This is a genomic window from Edwardsiella hoshinae NBRC 105699 = ATCC 33379 (assembly GCF_000474215.1).
In the GTDB taxonomy this organism is placed as follows: Bacteria; Pseudomonadota; Gammaproteobacteria; order Enterobacterales; family Enterobacteriaceae; genus Edwardsiella; species Edwardsiella hoshinae.
In genome coordinates this window covers 54,792-67,052 of the sequence record NZ_BAUC01000003.1, presented here as the reverse complement: position 1 = coordinate 67,052, position 12,261 = coordinate 54,792, and the positions used below count along the sequence as shown (strand labels likewise).

9 protein-coding genes are annotated in these 12,261 nt (G+C 54.8%); 6 read left to right on the top strand and 3 right to left on the bottom strand.

Annotation, left to right across the window (positions count from 1 at the left end):
• Window positions 1-3: 3 nt before the first annotated feature.
• Window positions 4-1,374 carry a macrolide efflux RND transporter outer membrane subunit EtsC gene (gene etsC, locus EHO01S_RS01145; protein ID WP_024522233.1) on the top strand — a complete coding sequence of 457 codons (1,371 nt, stop codon included), beginning with the start codon at window positions 4-6 and terminating at the stop codon, window positions 1,372-1,374.
• Window positions 1,375-2,405: 1,031 nt separating this feature from the next.
• Window positions 2,406-2,960, top strand: a complete 555-nt coding sequence (locus EHO01S_RS17330; RefSeq protein WP_024522232.1) for a hypothetical protein — start codon at window positions 2,406-2,408, stop codon at window positions 2,958-2,960.
• Window positions 2,961-3,280: 320 nt separating this feature from the next.
• Here EHO01S_RS17330 and EHO01S_RS17325 read toward each other — a convergent pair whose 3' ends face one another.
• The 3 genes from EHO01S_RS17325 to ptsP are packed head-to-tail and all read right to left on the bottom strand — an operon-like array spanning window position 3,281 to window position 7,569.
• Complete coding sequence (locus EHO01S_RS17325; protein WP_232238278.1) at window positions 3,281-4,351, bottom strand: glycerol dehydrogenase; 1,071 nt, start codon at window positions 4,349-4,351, stop codon at window positions 3,281-3,283.
• A 43-nt stretch (window positions 4,352-4,394) separates the two neighbouring features.
• A complete protein-coding gene (gene fsa / locus EHO01S_RS01130; protein ID WP_024522231.1) occupies window positions 4,395-5,057 on the bottom strand; it encodes a fructose-6-phosphate aldolase in 663 nt (220 codons plus the stop codon).
• A gap of 10 nt (window positions 5,058-5,067) precedes the next feature.
• Window positions 5,068-7,569: a phosphoenolpyruvate--protein phosphotransferase gene (ptsP, locus tag EHO01S_RS01125; protein ID WP_024522230.1), complete on the bottom strand. Its 2,502-nt coding sequence runs from the start codon at window positions 7,567-7,569 to the stop codon at window positions 5,068-5,070.
• A 321-nt stretch (window positions 7,570-7,890) separates the two neighbouring features.
• On the opposite strand from ptsP, the gene EHO01S_RS01120 reads away from it, so the two are divergent.
• From EHO01S_RS01120 to EHO01S_RS01105, 4 genes are all read left to right on the top strand, one after another.
• On the top strand, window positions 7,891-8,664 hold the full coding sequence (locus EHO01S_RS01120; protein ID WP_024522229.1) for a fructose-specific PTS transporter subunit EIIC: 774 nt from the start codon (window positions 7,891-7,893) through the stop codon (window positions 8,662-8,664).
• A gap of 14 nt (window positions 8,665-8,678) precedes the next feature.
• The gene (locus tag EHO01S_RS01115; protein ID WP_024522228.1) at window positions 8,679-8,999 is read left to right on the top strand and encodes a PTS fructose-like transporter subunit IIB; all 321 of its coding nucleotides are present in this window, start codon (window positions 8,679-8,681) and stop codon (window positions 8,997-8,999) included.
• Between the two features lie 119 nt (window positions 9,000-9,118).
• Entirely contained in the window at window positions 9,119-11,416 is a 2,298-nt protein-coding gene (locus EHO01S_RS01110; RefSeq protein ID WP_024522227.1) for a formate C-acetyltransferase, read from the top strand.
• A complete protein-coding gene (locus tag EHO01S_RS01105; RefSeq protein ID WP_024522226.1) occupies window positions 11,382-12,260 on the top strand; it encodes a [formate-C-acetyltransferase]-activating enzyme in 879 nt (292 codons plus the stop codon). Before EHO01S_RS01110 ends, EHO01S_RS01105 begins: the two co-directional genes overlap by 35 nt.
• Window position 12,261: the final 1 nt, after the last annotated feature.

The following is a 12,261-nucleotide window of genomic DNA, read 5'->3' as shown; positions in this document are numbered from 1 at the left end:
TGCATGAAAATTTTATCCTCTTTATCGTTGTCCCTTGCTGTTATGCTCAGTGCAGGCTGCGGCAACACGTTAAAAAGTGACTATCACGCGCCCAAAGTAGATTATCCCGCCAATTGGTACCAGGATGAGGCGTCCGACGATCAGGTGCCGTTTGACTGGCAAGCATTTAACGATCCCTTGCTGGCGCGTTGGCTCCGCCAGGTCATGGAAAGCAATAACGAGGTAGCCATCGCCATTCTGCGGCTATACCGTGCCCGGCTTGATGCGGAAAGGGTCGGCATTACCAGCGCGCCTGGCTTAAACGGCGCATTAAACGCGGACGGCAAAACGCCGCTAGACAACGGCGCTGGCTGGATGAAAGGCAGCAGCGCCACCCTCAACACCAGCTATGAACTGGATCTCTGGGGGAAAATCGCCCGTCAGCGCGATGCCGCAGAATGGGCGAGCCGTGCTACCGAGCAGGATTTGCGCTCAGCGAAACTGACGCTACTTGCTGAGGCCAGTAATAACTACTGGCACCTCGGTTATGTTAATCAACAGATAGCCGTTCTTCAGCAGAGCATCAGTTACGCAAGGGCGACCCTGCGTTTGGCTGAGGCGCGCTATCGAGCAGGGAGCGCTTCGGCACTGGATGTGGTAGAGGCGCAACAAAGCCTACTGACCCAGGAAAATAGACTGACAGCGTTGCAGCGTGTACGTTTGCAGACGTTAAACCAGCAAGCGGTTCTGCTGGGTAGCGCGCCAGGCCAGCCCGTTGTTGAACCCAGCACGTTGCCAAAAGGCGCTATGCCGCAGGTGAAAGCCAATATTCCAGCCAGTGTACTGTGGCGTCGGCCCGATATCAGCGCACAAGAATGGCGCGTGCGCGAGGCGTTAGCCAACGTTGATATCCGGCGCAGCGAATACTACCCCACCTTCACGCTGACAGGCTCCCTCGGCACCAGCAGTCATTCGTTACTCACGTTCTTGCAAAATCCGCTGGGCTCCGTAGGTGGCAGTTTGACGCTACCTTTCCTGGAGTGGCGGCAGCGAGGGATTGAGGTAAAGATAGCCCGCAATGACTACCAGCGACGACTGTTGGAGTTTAAACAGGCGCTTTATAAAGCCATGAGCAGTATCGAAGACGCACTCTCCCTACGTAAGCAGCTTCTGGCTCAGGAGGTCAGGCTGCGGGAGGCCCTTGCGTTAGCGCGAAGGTCGGAGCGACTAAATGAGGCGCGTTACCGCCAGGGGGCTGTGCGTATCTCGTTCTGGCTTGATGCTCAGGAAAAACGCCGTCAGAGTGAACTGTTGCTAGATGAAAACCGCTTTCATCAGTTGCAGAATCTGGCAAAAATCTATCTGGAATTTGGTGGCTCGCCGACCTTTCCCTAAGCGTGATTACCCCATCCCCGGGCGCGGTAATAGGGATTTACTGCGCCCCGGGGCGTTCAACGCGTCCTCAGGCGAATACGGTTGCCTCCAGACGGTGAGTATGAGCAAACCCCGTTTTATGAGTTTATCAGGTAAATACGGTCGCCATCGCGTCTTCGGTGCGGTGGCCTGGCTTCCTGCGTGGCGGAGGCTCCGCGAGTAGACAACCTATTTTCAGCTTGGGGGGGTTAACCTTGCGCGCTATTTTCACGTGTTGTCGGTGATAGTATGCCGGAGGATTCGTGAGTTTCCTCCCTCTGCAATGTAGGTCGCACTGCGAGAATGATGGTTTTTCTGTTAAGTCAATATTGTTTCTGTTAACGCCATTGCTGCGGGCTTTTATTATTTAATGTCCGCGCTTATTAGTTTTTTCGCTATCATCTATCTCTGTTGTTGAATAATATTTAATTTTAGATTTTTCGGTTATTTTTTAGCTAATTTATATTGTTTTGTTTTTTGTTGTTTTTATTTTTTCTTGCTGATTTTAAAGCACTATTTCTGTTGGTGTGAGAATAAATTAATATTTTGCCAAGTTAAGTAATTGCGATGTTTATCTGGGGTCCATTGCTTGCTTTTTAGTGGATGGTTATTGAGTTGTGTTATGCGCTCAGATGTATGTGCTGATCATATGCTTCCTGTGCGATATAAAAGAGTGTGCAATATATTTTCCATACTCAATCCATTTGATTAGAATAGTCTGCGCTGAGGCCTATCACTCTCAGCATTAATTTATCCGTCGTTTGCCGAGTAGCGTGCCTCCAGGAAGATTGGTGGGGTATGGGAATAGCTGCTCTCTTAACTAACGCGGCAATGAATCCTGGTTTTTTCGGCTTGAGATAGCGCGCATGAATTCCGGCGCACATGACTGAAAATCCATCCTAGTTATTAATCGTAATATTGCCGACGCACAGCGCACGGATTGTCATGGCGTTACGGGATTAGCTCCTGCGCGGCTATTACTATATAAGCAACTGAAGTAGGTAATAGGTTAAATGGAACGATTTATTCTGTCAGGAACCTGCTTTTATGAACTGAATGGACTCGGGCTGCTGTTGCAAGAGGCCGGTTACTCCGTGTGCCGCGAGGCGGCGGTCACGGCGTTCACGCCCAACGATGTGTTTGTACTGGCGTTGAGTGCCGAGCCCTTGTTGGGCTGGGGGCGCCATGTGCGTCGTATCCGCCACTACCGCCGCCAACTGCCTTGCCGTATGGTGGTACTGGTTCCCCCGAGCCTCAGTACCTTGCGGGTCTTTGATAGCACATGCCCGGTGATTTCGGGCCGTCTGCCGGGGGAAGAACTGGTCGCTCAGCTTCAGAACTTATGTCAGGCAGCGTTAGCGCTGCCGTGCGAGCCGCAGAGCTCATCTCGCTTACTGAACTTTCGCCAGGGCGGCAGCCGACGGCAATTATTAAAACAGTATCGGGAGAACGCGCCCTTACGTGGAATGAGCAAAAGCGACTATTACCATCGTGACCGCTTGCTGAATGTGTTGGGAATACAAAAAATGCAGACCTTGCACATCGTCGGGCAAGAGTTGCTGAGCTGAGCGGTTAACCCGCGGGCATGATGAGATAGTTTTTGGCCGCCACGGATGTTGTGAGCAAGAGATTCCGTGATGAAAAGACGCATTGTGTCTGGGTTAAGCGCCAGCGGGATGCCGAGGGGGAGACGTTCAGGCTCGCGCGGGGCGAGCCTGGCAGTGGGACACTATCGGCTGCGGTGTTCGTCCGTAAAAGGGGCTGGACGTCGCTGGCCGAGTCCATAACTGGGCGGAAAGCGTGGGGAAAAGGGGAGGGGATGCCGCTAACGTCGCGCATCCGACCTAGCTCTAGGGGGATACGCGTTAGCGGCGCTCGGCAAACGGCACTATTCCCTTGCTTGCAGGTAACGCCGACCATACTGGTCGGCAACCAGCAGGGCGGCGTAAACCTGATCCGGCGTAGCGCCGCCAGGCATGTTGTGCATTGTCTCGCCATCACCACAAGAGGCATCCGCCACGATGCGCATTTTCGCTGGGATATCCTGTTTGATGCCCAGTTGCGCCAGGGTGATGGGCAGGCCGACGGTATGACACAGCGCGGCGACCGCTGCGATCTCATCAAGCGGGGCATTTCCCAGCACCAATTGCGTTAAGGTGCCGAATGCGACCTTCTCGCCATGGTAATAGGGGTGGGGGTCCGCAATGGCCGTCAGACCGTTATGCACCGCGTGTGCCGCTGCCAGACCGCCGCTTTCAAAACCGACGCCGCTTAGGTAGGTGTTGGCTTCAATTACGCGCTCTAGCGCTGGTGTGACCACCTGTTGCTCTGCGGCCAACATCGCTTTCTCCCCCTCTTCGAGCAGGGTGTGGTAGCACAGTTTAGCCAGCGCTAGCGCGGCCTGAGTACAGGCGCCTCCCGCCAGGGTGGTTGCGCTGCTGCGTGAGCAGGCGCGCGCCTCAAACCAGGTTGCCAATGCATCGCCGATCCCGGCCGCCAGTAGACGTGCAGGCGCACCCGCAATGATTTGGCTGTCGACAATCACCCGATCCGGGTTATGAGGCAGCACCAGGTAGCGCTCAAACTCACCGCTGTCGGTGTAGATAACGGCGAGCGCGCTACATGGCGCATCGGTTGATGCGATGGTCGGTGCGATCGCGACAGGGACACCCATAAAATGTGCCAGTGCCTTGGCGCAATCCAGCGTTTTCCCACCGCCGATACCCAACACCGCATTGCACTTGGCTTGCTCAGCGATGCCATACAGTCTATCGATTTCATTTTGTGAGCATTCGCCGTCAAAGGGGGTTATCTCCAGCGAAAGGTGCGCATTTTTAAAACTTTTCTCTAGTGCATCCTGGGCAAAGCTTAAAACATAGTGATCCCCGACTACCAGCCAGCGTTCTGCCAGCGGCGTGAGGTATTCACCCAGACGTGTGATGGCATGCGCTCCTTGGATATACTTACCCGGCTATTGAATAATGCTATCCATTGTTTATCCCTTAAAGCGCCAGGTTGCCGAATGCGTTTTGCCAATCTTGCTCAAACTTATCTATTGCCGCCAGGACCGCCGGGGTATCCAGCAACTGTTGTGCGATCGCGACAGGCAGGGTGAGCGCCGTGCAGCCGGCCAGCAAGCAGTCCAACGCTTGGCGCGGCGTCTTAAAGCTGGCCGCCAACACTTTGCTTTCTGGCGCGTGCTGTTCCAGTAGGCGTTGTAATTCCCGCACGGTACGAATACCGTCACCGCCTTGTGCATCAATGCGGTTAACGTACGGCGCGACATATTTCGCCCCCGCCAGCGCCGCGAGCAGTCCCTGCGAGGCACTGTACACGGCCGTCCCCAATGTGGTGATCCCCTCTTTTTTCAGCTGCTTAATCGCCGCCAGGCCTTCAGACGTCACCGGAATTTTCACTATGATCCCCGGCATGGCATTACTCAGCCGTTTGGCTTCCTCCACCATCCCTTGTGCGTCGCGACTCATGGTCTGGGCGAACAGAATGCCCTGCTGGCCGATGGCGTGTTGTAACCGCGGCAACAGCGCCCAGATAGGCGTTTTACTGGCGGCGACAATGCTTGGGTTCGTCGTGACGCCGGCAAGCGGGAAGATCCGCCAGAGACGTTCGACCTCCGCCACGTTGGCGGTATCCAGATACAGTTCCATAGTTTTTCCTTTACAGTGCTAGTTCATGTCGCAGCAGGTTGGCGATAGCGTCGGCGGACGCGGCGTTAACCAGCGCGTTGCGGAATTCTTCGTGCATGATGCGGCGGGCCAAGCGCGAGAAAATACGCATATGTTGGTCGCCAGCGGCGTGTTTGTTGAGCGTCAGCATGATGATGAACTGTGCATCGTCATCACCCCAGCGCACCGGGGCTTTCAGGCGCGCCACACTGATGGTCGACTGCTCAATATGCGCCGATTTGCTGTGTGGAATTGCGAAACCGAAGCCCAATCCGGTGGAGAAGACCGCTTCGCGCGACCACAGTTCGGCCTCCAGCTTACGCGGATAGCGGCAGCGGTTTGCCAGCAGCAGATTGTCGGTCATCCCTTTGAGCACCTCTTCTTTGCTACGCCAGTCGCTATCCAACGTAATGCATTGGAGGCTGATTAGCGGTGCATCTTGCTGGGTCATGCGGAACTGGGTTAATAGATGCTCCACCTCGAGGACAGTACAACAGGCCATCGCCTGATTGAGCAAGTATCGACAGGCGCAGCTGTCGAGTTGCGCCATCTGCGCCTTAGCGCTGGGGATGGAGGGCGCGCTCATGCTGATCTCATCCAGTCCCAGTCCTACCAAGAGCGGCAGTATCGCGCTTTGTGCGCCGAACTCGCCGCATAAGCCAATCCATTTCCCCTGCCGATGAACCGCCTGCACGGCGAAATCCAGCGCGCGCAGGAAGGCCGGATTCAGGCTGTTATAGTGACGGGTGACTTTGGCGTTGTCGCGATCGACCGCTAACAGATATTGCGTCAGGTCATTACTACCGATACTAAAGAAATCAATCTCTGCACAGCATTGATCGATGATGAACATCACCGACGGAACCTCCAGCATAATACCGAGCGGGATCGTCTCATCAAATGGAATCTGTTCATCGCGTAGCTGCTGCTTAGCCTCTGCCAGCTTCTCTTTCACCCACAAAATCTCCTCCATGGCGGAGATCATCGGGAGCATGATTTTCAGGCTGCCGTGGGCCGATGCGCGGAGGATTGAGCGCAACTGAGTGGTGAAGAGTGCGGCGTACTCTTCATAAATACGTACAGCACGATAGCCGAGAAAGGGGTTGGTTTCGGCAGGAATATTCAGGTACTCGACTGGTTTATCGCCACCGATATCCATGGTGCGGACAATAATGCTGCGCCCCTGGGCGGATTCCAGCGTCTGGCAGAAGAGTGTGTACAGTTCGTGCTCATCCGGGGCGCAGGTGCGATCCATATACAACATTTCTGTGCGGAACAGGCCAACGGCCTCTGCACCGTGGGTAACAGCCGCTTGCGCCTCCACCGCATGGGCAATATTGGCGGCAATCTCTATGCGCATGCCCTCAGCCGTGCGGGCCTCCCGTGTCCGCCAGATACGCTGCTGTTCCTGGAGGGCATGTTGTACCCGAGCCTCCTGCTGATAGTAGCGAGTGATCGCTTCATCGGGGGCAACGATAAGCGCGCCCGCGTTACCATCCAGGTAAACCGTCTGTTGCAGCCACGGTGTTAACTGCGCAGTCTCGACACCGACCAGCGTAGGAATGTTGCATGATCGGGCGAGAATGACGGTGTGGGAGGTGGTGCCGCCACTTTTTAGCAGCAGGCCTTTGAGGTGAGTTTTATCCAGTTCAAGAAACTGGCTGGGAGTGAGTTCATCCGCCATACAGATAGCGGGTTGCGTAAGTTTACCCGGTGCCGGGAAACGGTGTTCGCCATAAATTTGCTGGAGAAGTTGGTAGCAGACGTCACGGACATCCAGCACTCGCTCCTGGAGATAACGATGACTGGAGCGGCTGCATTCATCACTGAAGTGTTCGGCGCTGTCGATAATCGCTTGGGCACAGCTTAACCCGCGAGAGACGCCCGCGATCATGTGCTGGCGTAATGCAGCGTCGCCCGCCAGCGAACGATGGACTTGCAGAATGGCACTGGTAGTGCCGTCGCTATCGGGGAGGCGGGATTCAATATTTTTCATTAACTGCACTAGGCCATTATCCGGCGCGGACTGCTCGCTATCCCTATCGTGTATGGGGGGAAGGGGGCCTAACGCATTGAAATCCAGGGAGGCGAGCCGCGTCAGAACGCCGCCCGCGCTGCCTGAACAGACGCTGCGGGCGCGGAAAAGTTGTGGATGTAGATGGGTTAGCGATGCCGGAAGCGGTGCCAGCACGCTGTCTTCGACGTCCGGCAGCGGCGTATCACAGAGGGGAAATTCATCGTGTAGCCATTGGCTCAGGCGCTGGTGGGCAGCCTGTTCGTCGGTGTCAGAAATCAATAACTGGCAGCAGTCACCCGCCAAGGTGTCGGTACCAATCAGCGCGAGCGCGCTTTTGGCGTTACCTTTACGGCCGGTGCGCCGGTTATGCCATTCAATATGCGAGGTAAATGTATTGCACAATGTCTCAATGTGACTTGCCGGACGTGCATGTACCCCGTTGGCTAGCGCACAAGTAAATTCCACAATTAAGGACATCGCCTCTCTCCCATAGCGGTTTTCTGGTTACAGAATAAGAGGGGATTGCCGGGGCGTGCCATGTGACAAATCTGCCAAACGCTGGACAAATGTAATATAAGCGTCAAAGTGAGAACTCCCTCACACGTTACTCCCTATCCCCTGCATCTGAGTTCCTCATTCGCAATAGGGCTTAAGTTATGAGGCGGGTCGCATTTTTTTGTTGATGTTACAAAAATCCAGTAAATGGCCTTTTTATCCACTGTCTGCACCCTAGCGGATTACCTATTATTTTCCGCAACAACATTATTGACATGGCCTTAATCCGCCCGGGAGCGACTTATGAAAGCGTTGGTGCCGATCCTGAAAAATACTCGCCAGCACCTGATGACCGGTGTTTCGCATATGATCCCCTTTGTGGTGGCTGGCGGAATTTTGCTGGCGGTCGCCGTGATGCTGTATGGCAAGGGAGCGGTACCCGATGCGGCAACAGATCCCAATCTCAAGAAACTTTTTGATATGGGGGGCGCGGGACTGACGTTGATGGTGCCTTTCCTGGCGGCATATATCGGTTACGCCATCGCCGAGCGGGCTGCGCTGGCGCCTTGTGCGATAGGCGCATGGGGCGGTAATAGCTTCGGCGCTGGGTTCTTCGGGGCGTTGATTGCCGGGCTCATCGGCGGCATGGTGGTGCACTATTTGAAACAGATCCCCGTGCACAAGGTATTGCGCTCAGTGATGCCTATTTTTGTTATTCCTATCGTTGGCACCTTTATTACCGCTGGCATCATGATGTGGGGACGGGGTGAGCCTGTGGGCGCTTTGACCACCAGTTTAACCGCATGGTTACAGGGTATGCAGCAGGGTAGCATTGTCGTGCTGGCGATTATTTTAGGATTGATGCTGGCCTTTGATATGGGCGGGCCGGTGAATAAAGTCGCTTACGCTTTCATGTTGATTTGTGTGTCGCAGGGCGTTTATAGCGTAGTGGCCATCGCCGTGGGCGCTGTCGTCACGGCAGTCTGTGTTAACGTGCTGAAAAGTCTGGCGCGTAAGAAGGTGTCTCCGGGGGACGAAAAAGATGCCGACTTGGATTTGGATTTCGCAATTAATTAAGCGAGGAATGCGCCATGACTAAAATTATTGCAGTAACAGCCTGCCCGTCTGGTGTCGCACACACCTATATGGCGGCCGAGGCGCTGGAAAGCGCCGCCAAAGCCAAAGGCTGGGAAGTCAAAGTCGAGACTCAAGGCTCAATTGGGCTGGAAAACGCGCTGACTGCGCTTGACGTGGCCGAGGCTGATCTCGTCATCCTGACGAAAGATATCGGCATCAAGTTTGAGGCGCGTTTTGCTGGCAAAACCATCGTGCGCGTCAACATCAGCGATGCGGTAAAACGTGCCGACGCCATTATGAACAAGATCGGTGCGCATCTTGCGCAAACCGCGTAACGTTAAGCTACCTGCTGGCGCTGGGTGCCAGCGTATCGGTGCTACAGGGTGAGTGCATGTAGGCCCGATACGACATTCACGGCGCTATTCGGCAATCAGTATGCCCACCGAGGTTCTTTATGAGCAATCGCATCCAACGTTTAAAACATGCGCTATTCCAAAATGATCGTGAGATTTCACTGGAGCGGGCGCTGTTGTATACCGCCAGCCATCGGCAGACGGAGGGCGAACCCGCTATTTTGCGTCGAGCGAAGGCGACGGCGTATATCCTTGAGCATGTCGCGATCGCGATCCGTGATGAAGAGCTGATTGCCGGGAACCGTACCGTTAAGCCGCGCGCGGGCATTATGTCGCCGGAGATGGACCCCTACTGGCTGTTGAACGAGTTGGATCAGTTTCCGACACGTCCGCAGGACCGTTTTGCGATAAGCGACGACGATAAGCGTCTTTATCGGGAGGTGTTGTTTCCCTACTGGGAAAAACGCGCAATGAAGGATTTCATCAATGCCCAGATGACCGATGAGGTAAAGGCTGCGGTCAGTAGCCAGATTTTTAGTATTAACCAGACCGATAAAGGGCAGGGGCATATCATTATTGATTATCCGCGCCTCTTGAATCAGGGACTCGGCGCGCTGGTAACACAGTTGCGATGCCACCGCCAACGGCAGCCGGATAACCACTTTTATCAGGCGGCGTTGTTGCTGCTTGAGGCTTCACAAAACCACATTTTACGTTATGCGGTGCTGGCGGAGGCGATGGCGGAAAACAGCCCAGATACGGCGCGTCGCCAGGAGTTGCTCACGATTGCCGCCAACTCCCGCCATATTGTGCAGCACAAGCCACAGACTTTCTGGCAGGCGTGCCAGTTGTTCTGGTACATGAACATCATTTTGCAGTATGAATCTAACGCTAGCTCGCTCTCGCTGGGGCGTTTCGATCAGTATATGTTGCCGTTCTACCAGGCTTCGTTGGCTCAGGGGGAAAATCCCGACTGCTTACAAGAACTCCTGGCGTCATTATGGGTGAAATGCAATGACATCGTTCTGTTACGCTCCACCAGTAGCGCCCGTTATTTCGCCGGCTTCCCAACAGGATATACCGCACTGCTCGGTGGCTTGACCGAGAACGGACGCAGCGCGGTGAACGCGCTTTCCTTCCTCTGCCTCGATGCATACCAGGGAGTACAACTGCCGCAGCCAAATCTTGGGGTACGCGTTAATACGTTGGTTGACGCCCCTTTCTTGCTGAAAACAGCTGAGACCATTCGTCTCGGTACCGGCATTCCGCAGATCTTTAATGATGAGGTCGTGGTACCCGCTTTTCTAAATCGTGGCGTGTCGCTGGAGGATGCGCGAGATTACGCGGTGGTCGGCTGTGTGGAGCTGTCGATTCCGGGCCGAACGTACGGCTTGCACGACATCGCCATGTTCAACTTGTTGAAAGTGATGGAGATCAGCCTATATGAGAATGAAGGCAAGCCGGCCCTGACCTATGAAGAGCTGCTGGCGCATCTTCGCGCCAATATTAGCCACTACATCACGTTAATGGTCGAGGGTAGCAATATCTGCGATATTGGCCATCGTGACTGGGCGCCGGTTCCTTTGCTCTCGTCGTTCATCTGCGACTGCTTGGATAAGGGCCGTGACATTACCGACGGTGGTGCTCGTTATAACTTTTCTGGCGTACAGGGCATTGGGATCGCCAATCTGAGCGATGCGCTGCATGCGTTAAATGGGCTGGTGTTCGACCAGCAGCGCTTAAGCTTTGATGAGCTACTGTCGGTGTTAAAAGAGAACTTTGCCACGCAAGAAGGCAAAAAAGTGCGCGCTAGACTGATTAATCGCTTTGAAAAATACGGCAACGATATTGATGATGTGGATAACATCAGCGCTGAACTGTTGCGTTTTTACTGTAAAGAAGTGGAAAAATACCGTAATCCGCGCGGTGGGCAATTCACGCCAGGCTCCTACACCGTTTCCGCTCACGTGCCGCTAGGCTCCGTCGTGGGGGCGACACCGGATGGCCGCTTGGCCGGCGAGCAACTGGCTGACGGCGGTCTGTCGCCTATGCGGGGGCAGGATATGCAGGGGCCGACGGCGGTGCTGAAATCGGTAAGTAAGCTGGATAACGTACTGCTTTCAAACGGCACCTTATTGAACGTAAAGTTTACTCCGGCAACGCTCGATGGCGAGGGCGGGTTACGCAAACTGGCGGATTTCTTGCGGGCCTTTACCCAGCTTAAGCTACAGCACATCCAGTTTAATGTGGTGAATGCCGAAACCTTACGGGAGGCGCAACGCCGTCCACAAGACTTCGCCGGATTGGTGGTGCGCGTCGCAGGTTACAGTGCCTTCTTTGTCGAGTTATCGCGGGAGATTCAGGATGACATCATTCGTCGCACCGCGCATGAACTGTGAGGTTATTGCGCCGCGCAGCGATGAGGTCGCGCGCATCTTCAATATTCAACGTTATTCGCTGAATGATGGGCACGGTATTCGTACGGTGGTCTTTTTTAAAGGCTGTCCGCACTCGTGCCCATGGTGTGCGAATCCGGAGTCAATCTCGCCGCGCATTGAGACGGTACGGCGAGAGAGTAAATGCCTGCATTGTATGCCCTGCCTGATGGATGCCGATGCGTGTCCATCCGGGGCGTTTGAGCGTATTGGCCGAGATATTACCTTGGATGAGCTAGAGCGAGAGGTACTAAAAGATGAGATCTTTTTTCGTACTTCCGGCGGAGGGGTAACGCTCTCCGGGGGAGAGGTGTTGATGCAGGCGCCTTTCGCCAGCCGGTTTTTACTGCGGCTGACGCGGCTGGGGATTCCGTGCGCCATCGAAACCGCTGGCGATGCTCCCGCTCGCCGCCTGTTATTGCTGGCAAAAGCGTGCGATGAAGTGCTGTTCGATCTCAAAATGATGGATGATATTCAGGCGTGCGAGGTACTCAATATCAATCTGCCGCGAGTGCTGGACAATTTGCGCCTGCTCGTCAGGGAAGGGATCAATGTCATCCCGCGTTTGCCGTTAATTCCTGGGTATACACTCACTCGCGCGAATTTACAGCAAGCGTTGGCGTTCCTGGCAGCATTGGGTATAAAACAGGTCCATCTGCTACCGTTCCACCGGTATGGTGATGCAAAATATCGCTTGCTTGGACGGACGTGGTCGATGAAGACTGTCCCGACGCCATCGGTGTCAGCGTTGGCGGCAGCGCGTGAGATGGCGGAGCGCGCCGGTTTTCAGGTAACCCTAGGAGGTTAAT